Source organism: Pseudomonas sp. LjRoot277 (genome assembly GCF_964253845.1).
Classification (GTDB): Bacteria; Pseudomonadota; Gammaproteobacteria; order Pseudomonadales; family Pseudomonadaceae; genus Aquipseudomonas.
Genome location: NZ_CAXURI020000001.1, coordinates 5,237,812 through 5,256,221 on the forward strand (window position 1 = coordinate 5,237,812; position 18,410 = coordinate 5,256,221).

Annotated in this window: 10 protein-coding genes; 8 read left to right on the plus strand and 2 right to left on the minus strand. The window is 58.7% G+C overall.

What is annotated here, in order from left to right; all coding sequences use genetic code 11:
* Positions 1-338: 338 nt before the first annotated feature.
* Positions 339-9,095 (plus strand): VCBS domain-containing protein, encoded by an 8,757-nt coding sequence (locus ACSQ87_RS24585; RefSeq protein ID WP_436274562.1) that lies wholly within the window; start codon positions 339-341, stop codon positions 9,093-9,095.
* A 256-nt stretch (positions 9,096-9,351) separates the two neighbouring features.
* Positions 9,352-10,563, plus strand: a complete 1,212-nt coding sequence (locus ACSQ87_RS24590; RefSeq protein ID WP_436274563.1) for a phage integrase — start codon at positions 9,352-9,354, stop codon at positions 10,561-10,563.
* On the opposite strand, the gene ACSQ87_RS24595 is transcribed toward ACSQ87_RS24590, so the two are convergent.
* The gene (locus ACSQ87_RS24595; RefSeq protein ID WP_436274564.1) at positions 10,555-11,244 is read right to left on the minus strand and encodes a hypothetical protein; all 690 of its coding nucleotides are present in this window, start codon (positions 11,242-11,244) and stop codon (positions 10,555-10,557) included. The genes ACSQ87_RS24590 and ACSQ87_RS24595 overlap by 9 nt on opposite strands.
* A gap of 149 nt (positions 11,245-11,393) precedes the next feature.
* On the opposite strand from ACSQ87_RS24595, the gene ACSQ87_RS24600 reads away from it, so the two are divergent.
* The 6 genes from ACSQ87_RS24600 (at position 11,394) to ACSQ87_RS24625 (ending at position 16,605) form a co-directional block, all read left to right on the plus strand.
* Positions 11,394-11,594 (plus strand): helix-turn-helix domain-containing protein, encoded by a 201-nt coding sequence (locus ACSQ87_RS24600; protein ID WP_095191750.1) that lies wholly within the window; start codon positions 11,394-11,396, stop codon positions 11,592-11,594.
* Positions 11,595-11,961: 367 nt separating this feature from the next.
* On the plus strand, positions 11,962-12,246 hold the full coding sequence (locus ACSQ87_RS24605; protein ID WP_436274565.1) for a hypothetical protein: 285 nt from the start codon (positions 11,962-11,964) through the stop codon (positions 12,244-12,246).
* A complete protein-coding gene (locus ACSQ87_RS24610; protein WP_414913948.1) occupies positions 12,243-12,515 on the plus strand; it encodes a DUF3077 domain-containing protein in 273 nt (90 codons plus the stop codon). Before ACSQ87_RS24605 ends, ACSQ87_RS24610 begins: the two co-directional genes overlap by 4 nt.
* Positions 12,512-15,418 carry a DUF927 domain-containing protein gene (locus ACSQ87_RS24615; protein WP_436274566.1) on the plus strand — a complete coding sequence of 969 codons (2,907 nt, stop codon included), beginning with the start codon at positions 12,512-12,514 and terminating at the stop codon, positions 15,416-15,418. Before ACSQ87_RS24610 ends, ACSQ87_RS24615 begins: the two co-directional genes overlap by 4 nt.
* Before the next feature lie 93 nt (positions 15,419-15,511).
* Positions 15,512-16,354, plus strand: a complete 843-nt coding sequence (locus tag ACSQ87_RS24620) for a chromosome segregation protein SMC (RefSeq protein ID WP_436274567.1) — start codon at positions 15,512-15,514, stop codon at positions 16,352-16,354.
* Positions 16,355-16,419: 65 nt separating this feature from the next.
* Positions 16,420-16,605 carry a hypothetical protein gene (locus tag ACSQ87_RS24625; protein WP_436274568.1) on the plus strand — a complete coding sequence of 62 codons (186 nt, stop codon included), beginning with the start codon at positions 16,420-16,422 and terminating at the stop codon, positions 16,603-16,605.
* 619 nt (positions 16,606-17,224) lie between these two features.
* Here ACSQ87_RS24625 and ACSQ87_RS24630 read toward each other — a convergent pair.
* Positions 17,225-18,376 (minus strand): polymorphic toxin type 44 domain-containing protein, encoded by a 1,152-nt coding sequence (locus ACSQ87_RS24630; protein ID WP_436274569.1) that lies wholly within the window; start codon positions 18,374-18,376, stop codon positions 17,225-17,227.
* Positions 18,377-18,410: the final 34 nt, after the last annotated feature.

An 18,410-nucleotide genomic window follows, 5' to 3' on the forward strand; every position in this document is an offset into this window, starting at 1 on the left:
TACCCCAAAACACGGCCTCACCCAGCCTTTCTCCAGGAGACCCTTCCACATGGGTACTCTCAGTCTATTGCGTGCCATGCGCAGCGCAGCCCCAGGCTGGCGTCCACGTATGCCCGACTTGTCCTGCGATCCGCGGCTCAAGCGCGGCGAACATTTCCACCCCCGCAATACCCGCGCGCCTCTACCGGCAGCGCTTGTCCCGTCAGCTGGCCGACGATGTCCGACGGCCGCCTCGCACCGCCCCAGAACAACCTGAGCGGCGCAAGAACGGGACATCGTCCTGTTAGCAGTCCCTAGCGATTTTAAAAATAAAAAAATGGCATTTTCGGGAGAAAGACATGGCTACCACCACAACGACCAGCGGCGGCACCGTTACTTCGCTTTCCAACACTCCACAGGCGCAGGACGACATTTTCACTACCGGTGTTATTGGCGCGAGCACCGCGGCCATCACTGAAGACCTGCTAGGGGTCATGTACCTGGACGTCATGTCCAATGACCTTGGCGGCAACGCAAAGACACTTTGGTCACTCGATGACGCGACCAGTCTTTCTACTGCCACCAAGATTTATGCGCCGGCCGACCTCCTGATCCAGGACACGGGCAGAATTGAGACGACGAGTACTGACACCAGTTTCAACGGGGCGAAGATCTGGATTTCGTCGGATGGCAAGGTCGGCTACGACGCCGCTACGTTGTCGACTGCTTTCAAGGCACAACTCCAGTCGCTTGCTGCCGGAGGCTCCCTGACAGACAGCTTTACCTATGCGATCCGTCTGGGCAACGGCACGCTCAGTTGGGCCACTGCGCAGGTGCAATTCGCTGGCATGAATGACAGTGTGACGATGAACATCGCCGTGCAGGCCGGCACGGTAACCGAAGATGCGACCACAACGCCGAACTTGCCCGACTCGCTGAGCACGTCGGGCACTATTGCCTTTAGCGATGTGGATCTGAGTGACACGCATACTGCCTCATTCGTGGCTGCGGGCGGCAATACCACAGCGCTGGGCAACTTTGCCCTTGCCTCTGTGACTGAAGCGGCCAACTCAGCCAACGGCACCGTTAACTGGACTTACACCCTGAACAATGCGGCAGCCCAATACCTGGCCCAGGGGCAGACGGTTACTGAAACCTATGTGGTCACCATCAATGATGGGCATGGTTCGTCGACAACGCAGAATGTGACTATCACCATCGCCGGCACCAACGACCAGGTGCAGATCACCAGCGGCGTGCAGGCCGGCGATGCCAAGGAAGACAGCGGCGACTATGCGGCCAGCGGCAGCATCACCTTCACCGACGCCGACCTGATCGACACCCACAGCGTCACTGTCACGCCGGGCGCTTCCGGCTATCTGGGCAGCTTCACCATCAATCCCCTGAGCGACAGCACCGGTACGGGCAGTGGTTCGCTGGGCTGGAACTTCGCGGTGAACAACACCGCGTTGCAATTCCTCGGCGCAGGCCAGAGCGTCACCCAAACCTATAACGTGGCGATTGGCGACGGCGCGGTGCAGACCGTGACCCTCACGATTACCGGCACCAACGACCAGGTGCAGATCACCAGCGGCGTGCAGGCCGGCGATGCCAAGGAAGACAGCGGCGACTATGCGGCCAGCGGCAGCATCACCTTCACCGACGCCGACCTGATCGACACCCACAGCGTCACTGTTACACCGGGCGCTTCCGGCTATCTGGGCAGCTTCACCACCAATCCCCTGAGCGACAGCACCGGTACGGGCAGCGGTTCGCTGGGTTGGAACTTCGCGGTGAACAACACCGCGTTGCAATTCCTCGGCGCAGGCCAGAGCGTCACCCAAACCTATAACGTGGCGATTGGCGACGGCGCGGTGCAGACCGTGACCATCACGATTACCGGCACCAATGACCAGCCAACACTGACGATAACCGACACCAACGGTGCGATGAACGAAGGCAACGGCACGGTCACCCTGAGCGACAGCGGCGCACTGAGTTTTAGCGATCTGGACAGCAACGACACGGTGACCGTATCGCAGACCTCCAACGGCGACATCGCCTGGAGCGGCGGCACGCTCAATGCGGGCATGGCCTCGGCATTGGTCGCCGGCTTCTCGGTCGATCAGAACAGCTGGGACTACAGCAGCAACCAGAACCTCGACTTCCTCGGCGCGGGTGAAACCATCACCTTCTCCTACACGGTGGTCGCGACCGACGACAGCGGCGCGGCTAACGCTGCCTCGGCGACGCAGACGGTGACCATCACTATCACCGGCACTAACGATGCGCCGGTGCTCAGCTTCATGACGGGCAACGATGCCGGCGCAGTGCAGGAAGACACCGCGCTCAGCATGAGCGGTCAGTTCAGCTCGGTTGACATCGATCACGCTGCTACGGCCAGCTGGAGCATTGCCGGTACGAATACAGGCACCTATGGTTCGATCGCGGTGGATAGCACCGGCCAATGGACTTACACCTTGGCCAATGGCACCGATGGCATTGCCAGTGCAGTGCAGTCGTTGAAGGCGGGCGAGAGTCACGATGAAGTGTTCAGCGTGCAGGTCAGCGATGGCCTCGGCGGCGTGGACACTCAGCTGGTGACCGTTACCGTCAGCGGCACTAACGATGCGCCCGTGCTCAGCTTCGCAACGGGCAACGATGCCGGCGCGGTGAAGGAAGACACCACGCTCAGCGTGAGTGGCCAGTTCAGTTCGGCCGACATCGATCACGCTGCCACAGCCACCTGGACAATCAATGGCTCGGCTTCGGGCACCTACGGCTCAATCGCGGTGGATAGCACCGGAAAATGGACTTACACCCTAGCCAATGGCACCGATGGCATTGCCAGCGCGGTGCAGTCGCTGAAGGCTGGCGAGAGTCATGACGAAGTGTTCACCGTGCAGGTCAACGATGGCCTCGGCGGCGTGGACACTCAGCTGGTGACCGTCACCGTCAGCGGCGCTAACGACGCACCCGTGCTCAGCTTCGTGACGGGCAACGATGCCGGTGTGGTGCAGGAAGACACCACGCTCAGCGTCAGTGGCCAGTTCAGTTCGGCCGACATCGATCACGCTGCGACGGCCAGCTGGAGCATTGCCGGTACGAATACCGGCACCTACGGTTCGATCGCGGTGGATAGCACCGGCCAATGGACTTACACCTTGGCCAATGGCACCGATGGCATTGCCAGTGCAGTGCAGTCGTTGAAGGCGGGCGAGAGTCACGATGAAGTGTTCAGCGTGCAGGTCAGCGATGGCCTCGGCGGCGTGGACACTCAGCTGGTGACCGTTACCGTCAGCGGCACTAACGATGCGCCCGTGCTCAGCTTCGCAACGGGCAACGATGCCGGCGCGGTGAAGGAAGACACCACGCTCAGCGTGAGTGGCCAGTTCAGCTCCGCCGACATCGATCATGCTGCTACGGCCAGCTGGAGCATTGCCGGTACGAATACCGGCATCTACGGCTCGATCGCGGTGGATAGCACTGGAAAATGGACTTACACCCTCGCCAATGGCACCGATGGTGTTGCCAGTGCGGTGCAGTCGCTGGGGGCTGGCGAAAGTCACGATGAAGTGTTCAGCGTGCAGGTCAGCGATGGCCTCGGCGGCGTCGACACTCAGTTGGTGACCGTCACCGTCACCGGCACTAACGATGCGGCCGTGTTGTCCTCGGCCAACGTCACGCTGACCGAAACCAATGCCCCGCTGACCACCAACGGCAGCCTGACCATCAGCGATGTCGACAGCGCCGCAACCTTCGTCGTCCAAACCAACACCGCCGGCAGCTACGGCCAGTTCTCCATCGGCACCAATGGTGCCTGGAGCTATGTCGCCGACTCCGCCCACAACGAGTTCGTCGCCGGCACCACCTACACCGACACCTTCGCGGTGAGCAGCGCCGATGGCACCCTTACCTCGGTCACCGTGCACATCACCGGCACTAACGATGCCGCGGTGCTGTCCGCCGACATCGCCAACCTGACCGAAACCAATGCCCCGCTGACCACCAGCGGCACCCTGACCATCAGCGATGTCGACAGCGCCGCAACCTTCGTCACGCAGACCAACACCGCCGGCAGCTACGGCCAGTTCTCCATCGGCACTGACGGTGCCTGGAGCTATGTCGCCGACTCCGCTCACAACGAGTTCGTCGCCGGCACCACTTACACCGACAATTTCTCAGTGAGCAGCGCCGATGGCACCCTTACCTCGGTCACCGTGCATATCACCGGCACCAACGATGCCGCCGTACTGTCCGCCGACATCGCCAACCTGACCGAAACCAATGCCCCGCTGACCACCAACGGCAGCCTGACCATCAGCGATGTCGACAGCGCCGCGACCTTCGTCGCGCAGACCAACACCGCCGGCAGCTATGGCCAGTTCTCCATCGGCACTGGCGGTGCCTGGACCTACGTCGCCGACTCCGCCCACAACGAGTTCGTCGCTGGCACCACCTACACCGACACCTTCGCAGTGAGCAGCGCCGATGGCACCCTCACTTCGGTCACCGTCCACATCACCGGCAGTAACGATGCGGCTGTACTGTCCTCAGCCAGCGTCACGCTTACCGAGACCAATGCCCCGCTGACCACCAACGGCAGCCTGACCATCAGCGATGTCGACAGCGCCGCGACCTTCGTTGCCCAGACCAACACCGCCGGCAGTTACGGCAAGTTCTCCATCGGCACTGACGGTGCCTGGAGCTATGTCGCCGACTCCGCTCACAACGAGTTCGTCGCCGGCACCACTTACACCGACAATTTCTCAGTGAGCAGCGCCGATGGCACCCTCACTTCGGTCACCGTGCATATCCTCGGGACCAACGATGCCGCCGTACTGTCCGCCGACATCGCCAACCTGACCGAAACCAATGCCCCGCTGACCACCAACGGCAGCCTGACCATCAGCGATGTCGACAGCGCCGCGACCTTCGTCGCGCAGACCAACACCGCCGGCAGCTATGGCCAGTTCTCCATCGGCACTGACGGTGCCTGGAGCTATGTCGCCGACTCCGCCCACAACGAATTCGCCGTCGGCACCACCTACAGCGACACTTTCGCCGTGAGCAGCGCCGACGGCACCCTCACTTCGGTCACCGTGCATATACTCGGCACTAACGATGCCGCGGTGCTGTCCGCCGACATTGCCAACCTGACCGAAACCGATGCCCCGCTGACCACCAACGGCAGCCTGACCATCAGCGATGTCGACAGCGCCGCGACCTTCGTTGCCCAGACCAACACCGCCGGCAGTTACGGCAAGTTCTCCATCGGCACTGACGGTGCCTGGAGCTATGTCGCCGACTCCGCTCACAACGAGTTCGTCGCCGGCACCACTTACACCGACAATTTCTCAGTGAGCAGCGCCGATGGCACCCTCACTTCGGTCACCGTGCATATCCTCGGGACCAACGATGCCGCCGTACTGTCCGCCGGCATCGCCAACCTGACCGAAACCAATGCCCCGCTGACCACCAACGGCAGCCTGACCATCAGCGATGTCGACAGCGCCGCAACCTTCGTCGCGCAGTCCAACACCGCCGGCAGCTATGGCAAGTTCTCCATCGGCACTGGCGGTGCCTGGACCTACGTCGCCGACTCCGCCCACAACGAGTTCGTCGCTGGCACCACCTACACCGACACCTTCGCAGTGAGCAGCGCCGATGGCACCCTCACTTCGGTCACCGTCCACATCACCGGCAGTAACGATGCGGCTGTACTGTCCTCAGCCAGCGTCACGCTTACCGAGACCAATGCCCCGCTGACCACCAGCGGCACACTCACCATCAGTGACGTCGACAGCCCGGAAACCTTCCAGGCCCAATCCGGTACCGCCGGCGCCAACGGAACCTTCGCCATCAATACCGCGGGCAACTGGAGCTATACCGCCAACTCGGCCTTCGATGCACTCAATGTCGGCGACAGCCTGACCGACACTTTCACGGTACTCAGTGCCGACGGCACCGCGACCGCGGTGACGGTCACCATCAACGGCAGCAACGACGCCGCCGTGCTGTCCTCGGCCAGCGTCACGCTGACCGAAACCAATGCCCCGCTGACCACAGCTGGCACCCTCACCATCAGCGACGTCGACAACCCGGAAACCTTCCAGGCCCAATCCGGTACCGCCGGCGCCAACGGAACCTTCGCCATCAATACCGCGGGCAACTGGAGTTATACCGCCAACTCGGCCTTCGACGCACTCAATGTCGGCGACAGCCTGACCGACACCTTCACGGTACTTAGCGCCGACGGCACCGCGACTGCGGTGACGGTGACCATCAACGGCAGCAACGACTCGCCGACGATCACCTCCAACGGCGGTGGTGCGACGGCTTCGGTCAGCGTGGCGGAGAACACCACGACAGTCACGACAGTGGCGGCGAGCGATGCCGATCTTCCGACGCAAACCCTGAGCTACAGCATCGTTGGCGGAGCGGACGCCGCGAAGTTCTCGATCGTTTCAGGCACGGGCGCGCTGAGCTTTGTTTCTGCGCCCAACTTTGAGGCGCCGACTGATTCAGGAACGAACAACGTCTATGACGTGATCGTGCGGGCATCGGACGGCACGTTGTTTGACGACCAGGCGATCGCGGTGAACGTGACGGGGGTCAATGACAACAACCCGGTGATCACCTCCAACGGTGGTGGTGCGACGGCTTCGGTCAACGTGGCGGAGAACACCACGGCGGTCACGACAGTGACGGCGACAGACGCTGATCTGCCGGCGCAAACCCTGAGCTACTCGATCCTGAATACGGCCGGGACGGACTTCAGCAAGTTCTCGATCAGTTCAAGCGGGGTGCTGACGTTCAATTCGGCGCCGGATTACGAGAATGCCCAGGATGTCGGTGGTGCTGACGGTGACAATGCCTATGTTGTGGACGTTCTGGTGGCGGACGGCAATGGCAGAACCGACACCCAGACGATTACGGTGAACGTGCAGAACGTAGTTGAGACTCCAGTTGATACCGTGGCACCGACAGTGAGCGTGACGGGGACCACCTTAGGGAGTTCGAACGGTTCGACGTCGACGGTCACATTCCAGTTCAGTGAGGTTGTGAGCGGCTTCAACCTTTCGGACGTCACGGTGACTACAACAAGCGGAACGCCCCGCGGAACCTGGAGTAACTTTACGCAGGTAGACGGCGATACCTACACGGCAACGCTGACCAGAACGCAGGGCGGTAGCGTGAAAGTCGACGTTACCGCGAACAGCTACACCGACCTGGCGGGTAATGCTGGTGCTGCCGGGAGCAGTGCAAACCTTCCGGCAGGTGTTGCCGGCGAACCCATCAATCTAGCCCTCGATACTCCGTCGGCCGATATTAGCGGCCCGATAACGGTGTCAATCAGCGGTGTTCCCTCGGGATGGATATTCAATGCGGGAACTGACAACGGCGACGGCACCTGGACCGTGCAGACCAGCGATCCTGGCGCATTGACGGTGACAACCCCAAGTGACTTCGCGGGAGCGTTGGTACTTGATGTCAACATGTACTGGAGCAACAGCGATGGCAGCACCGCCAGCGCCTATGTGTTCAACAACATCGAAGTCTATGCCCCCGACGCGCCGATCTTCGCCTTGTCCGCTGACGACAACCTGACTGGCTCGTCCGGTGCCGACACTTTCGTCTTCGCCCAGCCGATCGGCAACAACCAGATCTACAGTTTCGATGTCACGGCGGACAAGATCGACTTGATCGGCTTCGCGGGCATCACCGGCTTTGCTGATTTGAGTATCGCTAACGACACCAACGGCAATGCGCTGGTCAGCATCAGCTCCGGCCAGTCGGTCACCCTTAAAGGTGTCGATGCGGCAGACTTGAGCGAAGCGAACTTCCAGTTCGATGTGGATCCGGTCATGACCAATACCGGTACCCTCACCATTGCCGACGGCGCGATCATGCCGTTCGGTGGCAGCATCCATAACAGCGGCACCATTGAACTCGGCTCCACCGGCAGCGAGACCAATCTTGAGATTCTGTTCCGTGGGGCGACCTTGACCGGTGGCGGTCAGGTGCAGCTATCCGACAGCGCACAAAACGTGATTTTCGGCGGCAGCGCCGACACAGTCCTGACCAACGTCGACAACCGCATTTCCGGCGCTGGCCAGTTGGGCGCCGGGCAGATGGTGCTGGTCAATGCGGGGTTGATCCTGGCTAGCGGGCTGAACAGCCTGGTGCTCGACACCGGTAGCCACACCATCACCAACAGCGGGGTGCTTGAGTCTACGAGTGAAGGCGGCATGACGGTGGCCAGTGCGGTCGACAACTCCGGCCACTTGTGGGCCAACGGTGGCGACATGCGCCTGCTGGCCGACGTGATGGGTAACGGCAGCGCCACCATCGACGGCGACGCGACACTGACCTTTTCCGGCGCCGCACACGGGTCCGTCGCCTTCCACGGCGAAGGTGCGGGCACACTGGTGATCGCACAGGCCGAAGCGGCGAGCTCGCTGGTCGGTATCCTCGGCCTGGAAAGCGATGACATGCTGACCTTCGGCGATCTCGCCTTCGGCGCCAACACCCAACTCAGCTACAGCGCCAACGCCTCTGGCGCCGGAGGCCTGCTGACGGTGGACGACGGTGTGCACCGGGCCGAAGTGAACCTGCTGGGGCACTACTCGGTGAATGACTTCCAGGCCACCGACGGCGGCGAAGCCGGTACCCAAGTCAGTTACCACGGCGAATCCAGCGGCACACTGGTGGGCAGCATGGCGGCGGACGTACTCAGTGGCGGCGACGGCAACGACATCATCGTGGGTCGTGGCGGGGAGGACACTCTCAGCGGTGGCGCGGGAGCCGATGTGTTCGCCTACTTCAACGTGAATGAAGGCGGCGACCATATTCTCGACTACAGCTTCGCCGAAGGTGACACAGTCGACCTCTCCGCGCTGCTCAACGCCAACTTCGTCAACGGCACCAGTCAGGTGTCCGATTTTGTCCAACTGGCGCAGTCCGGCAGCGACATCACCGTGAAGGTGGATACCGATGGCGCAGCCAATGGTACGAACTTCTCCGATGTGGCGGTTCTTGCCAACACGGGCACGAGCGGTACCGATCTGGTGCGCACCTGGTTTGGGGAGGCTGACCATACGCTGACGGCTTGATGTTGGGCTGGAGTTGAATCCACCGCTGTAGACAGCCACAAAAAAGCCCCACCAGATCACTCTGCGTGGGGCTTTCAAATTTATGGTGTCCCAGGGCAGGTTCGAACTGCCAACCTTCCCCTTAGGAGGGACATCACAAGTCCAGTAACCATTGATCAAAACCCTATTTTACTGGGCAGTCTGTCCGGTTGCGTCCATTAAAACAGCTCCGTATAGTCATTTCTGCTGTCACCCTGCTGTCATGGAGCCGCATCGCTTGAAAAGTAAAATCACACAGAAGCTAATAAATAGCCTAGCGGCTGAAGCCAAGACATACCGCGTACACGACACTGCGCAGCCAGGTCTCTTTATCCGTGTGCTGCCCAGCGGCCATAAGTCATTTATGGTCACTTGGGGTCGCAACAAGAATGCCACTCTCGGTCGAGTTGGCGTGCTAACGCTCGAACAAGCACGAGCCGAAGCCGCACAGTACCTTTCAGACGCGCATACACACGGCGAACCACTAGCCATCATGCAAGGTCGCAAAGGCGCCGCCCTACCCTCTTTACGGGAGTTTATCGACGACACCTATATGCCGTGGTTTGTAATGCACCACAAAGGCCACGAAAAAACCCGCCATACACTCGACAACAACTTTGACGCGATCATGGCTCAGCGGCTGGATGCGATCACCGGGCGCGACCTGGAACAAATTCGTACCTCTTGGATGCAGGCTGGCAACAAGGCATCGACGGTGAATCGAAAAATGGGGTCAGTCAGTGGTGTATTCAGTCGAGCCGTCGAATGGGAGTACATCAGTGCCAACCCTCTCGCCAGAGTGAAACAGCTCAAGGTCGATACACTGGGACAGGCTCGATACTTGAGTGCCGATGAGACGAAACGCTTGCGCGCCGCCTTAGATATCAGGCAGGACGAAATGCGGGCGGAACGTGAAAGCGCAAATAGATGGCGCTCTGAGAGAAAAAAAGAGTTGATGCCAAGCCTAGCAATATTGCCATTTACCGACCATCTTAAACCGCTAGTTCTTGTATCACTTAATACTGGCATGCGACGCGGGGAGATATTTAATCTTAAATGGTCAGCCGTGAACATTGACACAAAAACGATAACCGTACGGGGCGAGACGACCAAAACTAATGATACACGTCACATACCGATGAACAGAGAGGCCTTGAGCACACTTACCGACTGGAAAAAACAATCTAACGAATCTCAATATGTATTTCCTAGTCAGACCGGAGAGCGCCTAGAAGACGTAAAGAGTGCTTGGTCTAAATTACTTGAACGATCAAGAATTGAGCGCTTCCGGTGGCATGATATGCGCCACGACTTTGCCTCGCGGTTAGTGATGGCTGGCGTACCGCTCAACACTGTGCGAGACCTGCTGGGGCATGCCGACATCAAAATGACACTTCGCTACGCTCACCTAGCACCGGCTACAAAGGCTGCGGCGGTCGAATTAATTTAGCTTTACTCGATTCCACGTGCTCTCAGTTTCAAGCGATTCACACCTCGACCTCAAGCCTCTGCACTCTGCTTGGAGACTGATGAGGTACTGGTCGCGCTCCAAGATCTTTAGTGAAAGATTTTCTAATTTCTGTTCTAGACTTTCCCCTGTAGATTCAGACTCTTCTAAACTAGCGCTGACAGAACCCGACTCCACGAAAACTTTTGCCCACTCCCTTTCAGTTATCGGTTTCAGCTCTCCTGAAACCGAAAGTATATTCGCACGCTCTTTTACCAATTCCCGCATTAGCAATAAAGCATCAAAATTAACTTTATCAACCCCATGATAATGCCGCTTATTACTATCAGTAAAACAAAGCGACTTCGATGCAAGAATGACTGCCTTGATACAAGACTCCTCATGTGTGGCCATATGAGGAACTAAAAATGCAATATTTACAGCTCGTATAAAATCGTCTTCACTCCAAGAAAGATTAACGAGCTCGTTAAGTGTTACAGCAGCCCCCTCCTCGACACCGACTTGAACACTACCTTCTAAGGATCTTAGCAAAGCCCACTCCACCGTGCTGGCGAGGGATCGCCTTTGATAACGCGCCAGAATTTCAGCTGCGAATTTAACCTTTGGATCAAGCCTAAATGAAACCGGTGTGAGCTTGGATTGCTTCGGGTTGAGCTTTGCCATGTCTTAATCTCCTGTAGACCTTCAGCGTAATGCAAAACGCAATCGGCAACAACCGGACACAACCGTAAAGCATTTTGCTTTACAAAAATCTTTTGTAGTCATAACCTTCTGCCGTGGATACACACAGACCATCGCCGCAGGAGAAAACCATGTCGCAAATAGCAAGCTGCCCTCCACTTTCGGTAAGCGTCGAAGAAGCTGCCCGCTTGGTTGGCCACACTAGATCAGGGATTTACGAAGTCATTGCACTGGGTGAACTGAAGGCATTCAAGCTCGGGAAGCGACGCTTGATTCTGATGACCGAACTCAAGAGCTGGATCGAGCGCGCAGCGAAGGAAGGTGCCCGATGAGCACAACTACATCACCAACGGCACAAGAAGGATTTTTAAGCGAGGGGGATCTGAAGCCAGAAAGTGTCGAGTCAGTGTTTGCACCACTGACCCGACTGTCACAAAGCAAATCTGAGCAGACCGCAATGCAACCAGCTAAGCATATCATCATCTACTTGCTAGACCACACGGGCTGCATCCTTGGACGCTGCTGCTTGTCAAACACTACATCTGTGATTGCACTTGAGTCATTCCGTTCCTATGGAGTCTGCCGAGTAGAAGTGTTATGCCCCCCTCATGCCAAGTTTTATAGGCACTCCCCTGAATGGACCTGCTGCTGCACTCATAACAGCGAATGCGAGAATTTCGGAACCGCAGGGCATGCCCAATGAACAACACCCTGAGTTGTGCCCTGCCCGAAGACCTGCTGTGCGTCAGCAAAACCGTCGAAGCCGGTGTGCCCATCGACGCCATCACCTGCGCCATCGAACGCGCTGATTCGGTACTGACGCTGCTAGAAGATCACTTCGAAAACGAATCCTCGCGCCTCGCTAACCACGTCATAGCTGCCGTTCTTTGGGACGTGCGCGGCACCCTCGGCCTGATCAAGACCCTCGCCTTGCACGGCGACACCACCTCGACTCCTGCAATGCAGAAAGGCGGTGCGCTATGACCATGTCCACCACCCTTGGCCATGCCACCTTTTCCCGTGTCAACGCTACTGATTTGAAGCTGTTTCGGGTCAATGCCGGTATCCCGGTCGAAGACGCGCTGGAGATGGTGTCGCTGCTGCAGCATCACGCCAACCAGCTCACTTTCGACGCCGCCATGAGCGATCAGGGCGACCGTTTCAGCTGGCCTGCTCTGTACCTGGGCGAGATGGCCAAAGCGCTGATCGATGACATCAACGACGCGCTGTTTCTGCAGAGGGCTGATACATGAGCCAACGCCCAAACAGCACCGCAAAACGTCCGAGCTTTGCCGACGTGAAGGTAGCCGCGCTGAAAGACATTAATCATGTCCTTTCGCACTGGCTGCCCAACGGCAAGCGCGTAGACGGTGGCAAGGAATACACCGCCCCGAACCCGACCCGCAGCGATAAGCGAGCCGGTTCGCTCAAGGTCAATTTGAGCAAGGGCACCTGGGCCGACTTCGCCACCGGTGACAAGGGCGGCGACCTGATTGATCTGGTGCGTTATCTGGATGGCGGCACCGACGTCGAGGCCTGCAACAAACTGGCAGGCCATCTGAACGTCTCGCCCGGCGCCGCCCAGTCGAAGGCTGCCCCCGGCAAGACCAAAACACCCGAGTGGATTGCCATCCAGCCGATCCCGACCGAGGCCATGAACCAGTGCCCGGCCAAGCATCGACAGCACGGCGCGCCGTCCAAGGTGTGGATATACCGTGATGCGCAGGGCCAGCCACTCATGGCGCTCTACCGCTTCGATCTCGGACCCGATGAAGACGGCACGCCGAAGAAGGTCTTTGCGCCACTGACGTGGTGTCAGCGCGCCGATGGCCAGACCACGCAATGGCGCTGGCAAGGGCTGCCGGATCCACGCCCTTTATTGCGCCTTGATGAACTGGTCCAGCGCGCTGCCGCTCCGATTATCCTGTGCGAAGGCGAGAAAGCCGCTGATGCCGCCGCCGAACTGCTGCCCAACTACGTGGCCACCTGCTGGCCGAACGGCTCCAACTCCTGGCACAAAGCCGACCTAACACCGCTCAAAGGACGCGACGTGCTGTTGTGGCCGGACAACGATGTCAGCGGCAAAGCCTGCATGGAAGCCGTCGCCAACAAACTGCGTGAAATCGGTGCCGCGTCGGTGCGGGTCGTCGCGCTGGACGTGTTCAAACGTAAGCCTACGCTGAAGAACGGCGGCGCAGTCTTCGCCAAAGGTGGTCAATGGGACGACGGCGACGATGCAGCCGATGCACTCGCCAAAGGCTGGACAGCGGCCCATCTCGCCGAATTGGAAAGCAGCGGTGAACCGTTCGGCTTGGCTGTCGAAAAGCCGGCGCCTGAGCAGGCCGAGACCAAACCAGAACCGAAGGCGAAAGCAGCAGCGAAGCGACCCACGAAATCGAAAAATGACCTCATGCCCGGTGGCTTTCGCCTCACGTCCGAAGGCGTGTTTTATGCGGGCGATGACGGCGAAGCGCGCCCGGTGTGTTCGCCATTGGAAATCCTTGCCCGCACCCGCGACGACAAAGGCCAGAACTGGGGCCTGCTGGTCGAGTTCGACGATCCCGACGGCGCAAAAAAACGCTGGAACATCCCGGCGCGCACCATGACCGGCGACTTCGGCAAGGACGTGCTCGGCCCGTTGGTGGACATGGGACTTCGCCTCGCTGGAAACCGTTCGGGACGCAATGCACGTAATGACCTGCAGAGTTACCTCGGCGGATTCGACAGCGCGCAACGAGCGCGGCTGGTCACTCGTTTGGGTTGGCACAACAGCGCCTTCCTACTGCCCGAGCAACAGGTCGGCGCGCACAGCGAACACCTGCACTTCTATGAGGTCGGTGCGCAGCTTCCACCCATCAGCGAAGCGGGCACGCTTGAGCAGTGGCAGGAGCAGATCGGCGCGTTGTGCGCGGGCAACCATCGCTTAGCGTTCGTCGTCGGCGTGGCCTTTGCTGGCCCGCTGCTCCACATGCTTGGCCATGAGTCGGGCGGGTTCCACCTGTACGGCGACAGCTCGGGCGGTAAGACCACGCACTTGCAAGTTGCTGCCTCGATCTACGGCGGGCCGCGCTTGGTGCGTTCGTGGCGCTCCACCGATAACGCGCTGGAATCCATCGCAGCCGCGCATTCCGACGGCCTTCTGGTGCTGGATGAGATAGGCATGTGCGATCCGCGCATCATCGGCGAGACCGTGTACATGCTTGGCAACGGCACCGGCAAGGCGCGCGCCAATGACCGGGGCCAAGCAGGCCGCCAGGTACAGGAGTGGCGTCTGCTGTTTCTCTCGACCGGCGAGAAGACGTTGGCCCAGCACATGGCCGAAGCTAACAAGGAACTGAAAGCGGGCATGGAGGTACGCATGCTCGCGGTCCCGGCCGATGCGAGCAAAGGCCTCGGCATGTTCGACGCACTCAACGGCTTTGAGGATGCGGCGTCACTGGCCGACGCGCTCAAGGCACGGGTAGCGAAGTACTACGGCACACCGCTTACAGCCTTCCTGACGGCGCTGTGCGAACCGGGCAAACGCCACGGTTGGTCCGCCATCCTGCGACACACGCTTGAAGGCTTTATCGCCCAGTCGCTACCGGCCTCGGCCAGCGGGCAAGCACAACGTGCAGCCGCTCGCTTTGGCCTCGCGGCCGCAGCGGGTGAGCTGGCCACCGCGATGGGGATTACCGGCTGGCCCGATGGGACTGCCACCACCGCCGCTCGCGTGTGCCTCAACGCATGGATGAACGAACGGGGCGGCGCCGGTAACTTCGAGGGGGATGCCATCTTGGCGCGGCTGCGCCAAGTCATTGAGCGCTTCGGCGAAAGTCGTTTCACACGCTGGGAATCGGCCGCGGCAAAGATCGACGAACACGGCCCGCGCACCGTCGATCGCCTCGGCTTTCGCAAGACGCTGGAGCACGGACTGGGCGACTCCCTTCACACCACCAATACCTACTACGTGCTGCCCGAGTCATGGCGCTCGGAGATCTTCCGGGGCATGAACATCAATGCAGTGAACAAGGAGCTGCTACAGCGCGGCGCTTTAGAGCCTGGGAGCGATGGCAAGGCATATAGCTTGGTCCGTCTGCCCGGCCTCGGCCCGCAACGCTGCTACATCGTGAAGACGATTCCGGGAACGGATGAAAGCGAGGCTCGGGCTGCCTGACGGCATCCCTATTGATCGAGGTAGCGCCGGCTCACTCCCGGCCTCGCCAGCCACTCAACCAACCCACAATCGAATTGCACAGAGACAATACAGATGAACGAAATCCAAGAACTGAAAGAACGCCGCGAACGACTGACCATCGAGATGGAAAGTGTCCGAACCGAACTGCTCCCCCTCGAGACAGCACTGGAAAGTCCCGAAGTCATCGAACAGGGTCGGGAACGCGAAGTGCGAGATCAGTACAACGAGCGGAAGCGGAAGTTTGACTCGCTGGACCTGGAGATCCACACGTTGAATCGGAAGATTCATCGTCGTGAGAACCTTGCCAATCGTAAAACCTTGATGGAGGGCTACGTCGAGGCCATGGCAAATTGGAAAGTAGACGAGCAGGAGCTTAACGAAAAGCGACAGAGCCTCAGCACCCGTTTGGATCAGATCCGGCAGCAGGCACAGGAGGACATCACAAAGGCACGACAGGCCGAGACAGAGGCGGCAACGGCCTATGCACAGGCTGTTGCCTGGGGTGATACGGAAGGCGAGAAGACTGCAAACGCCGATGCGCAAAAGGCCGCGAAAAACCTCAACACGGCGACCGAGCATCACCGTCGTCAACATCTGATCATCACGGCACTGGAGCAGGAATTGGTGACTGTCGACCGACACATCACCGAAGCGCAGGAGGAGCACAAGAAAATCGAAAGGACTGCCCTACTGCTCGCGCACATGGCACTGGAAGAGAACTGGAATGAAGCGGCTCAAGCGTTGCTGGACGCTGGGGGCAAGCTATGGGCAGCCTACCACCTAATTGACCGCGATCAGGTCATGCTTTTCAAACTGGTCATTCCGGAAGAAGGGGAAAACTTCGGTAGCTGGAAATGGAATGAACTGTCAGAGCGTGCACGCCAACACACCGTGCAAGACGTGCTAGCGATGTAATGACCTAAATCACCTGAAACAGCCCGCGTACGTGGGCTGTTTAAATCACTCCAAGGATCGAAGTCATGAATGCAGCGACACAAAACAGCTCAACCATTTCCGATACGCTCAAAGCGAGAAAAGCCTACTTAACCGCACTACTCAAGATCGTGGATACCAACATCGGAAAAAGCACAGCAACGCAGAAGCTCACCATCACCGCGATCAAAGCAGAAATGGGGCTAATCGAGCATAAGCTGAAAAAACGGTGATCAGGATAAGCGGAAGCTCGCGAAAGCTTCCGTTGCATTCAAATTCGGCAGCAACTTCCGACCATAGCTGCCGGTCGGAGGTGCCTACTAAATCAAGGACGACTCATAGTGTAGAATTCACTCGCTCGCTCACATTCTCCGTTTTATCGCAGTGCAGGATGACAGTCCTTTGGTGTGAGCGAGCCGCTATCATCTACCGCCCGCAACGCTGGCATATACCTAAGGCTTAGCTCGGTCCCATTGACAGTCTTTCAACCTGTCTGCGTCAGTTCCGCTGTCTTTTCGCATGTCGATGTTGCCATCTGCGTCTAGGTAGATGTCGGTGTTGGGCCACTTCGGCGAGATGCTGATGCAATGATTACGCCCCTCTTTTTTGCTCCACCACGAAAACTCCATGAAGAATTCGTCGTCTGGGAAAAGCACCCCATTATCAATTGCACCGCCTCCAGGAAGCATTCCACCTTTGTAAATCCGGTCTTGGACGTTCCAGATGTACCGGAACTCATCTCGCCCAGTTTTAGAGTAGTGAACATTCACGGTCGGCAAAGCTATGTCCCAGTGAGTGACCACTAAATACAACACAGGTATCCACAGTATCCGTATGTACCATGTCCGACGCTTATTGGCATTTGTGGGCACGGATTCCATCCCCCCAATTCGCTGGTGGTACTGCTAATACTTCATCCATGATCATCTTCGCGGTTACTCCCCCTGTGGGATGCTGTTTGGCGAGCTTGATCCCAATTTCAATGGATACCCTATCGGCAACGTCGTCCCATGATCGCGGTTCAGTCCATGGACTCGCCGTAGTATGTGGACCGGGATGCACTCTCTCCGCTTCAGGTTTGCTCATCTCGCCAGTTTTGGTAGCGGCGTCCGACAAAAATTGTGCAGCGCCAGCGCCATCCAGTAGCTCGCTCTCTGACAAGCCACCTATGATTCCTACGTATCCATAGTGGATGTTCGACCAGATGTCGTAAAAGTACTCGTAAGCCCCCTGTTTATGGTGCAGGCCAACAAACAACTTACGAAGCTTCGGTTTGTGATCCCAGTCCATCCTTGGGCCCACTTTACTTGCCCAGATTACCCACGATGTAGCCGTGTCCCTGTACTTGCTCAGGGCGCGGGCCGCTGGTCCGCCCAAGCCTGAGAGTTGTGGAGGCTCCCTGTCTGCCGCAGTGGGATCATAGTTGTTAAGCCTTTGCATCCTTAAAACTTCCGGGCTCTGTATGTTTCGGTTCATCTCATCAGCGATGTAGTTGGCCAGCCCTTCCATTTCGTCGGGGTGATTGCAAACGGCGGGGTCCGCTCCTGGTTCAGGCTTCGCGTCCGGCCGTTTAGCAGCGGCCTTAGGATCTACAAGAGCATTTGCAGCGGTTGCCTTCTCTGTCAGCTTTGGATCAGCCAGCAGTGTGGCCATTTTCTCATCGTCCACAGTGCCATCTGGCCGGAATGCTCCGAGCGCCATGAAGTTGATGATTGTTGCACCACCAGCATCCCCCATGAAAAAGCCGCCACCGACATCGCCTGACCCAGTGATGATGGTTCCGCCGTGACTGGTAGGGCTGCCCAAGTGAGCCATAGGACGCCCGTTCACTTGGATGGACGGAAACCCTGTCGTGATAACAGCGCCACACCCACAGGTATCGCCCACACGAGCAGAACCCATGAAGTTGATGTTTGTGTCAGCGGAGGCAGAGGTAATCGGGGTGGTGCCATGACCGGGCATAGGGCAGACATGTTTGTCACCCAATCGAGCAGAGGAAATCATTCGTCGTCCTTGTCGTGCATAAAAAGCCCCCGTC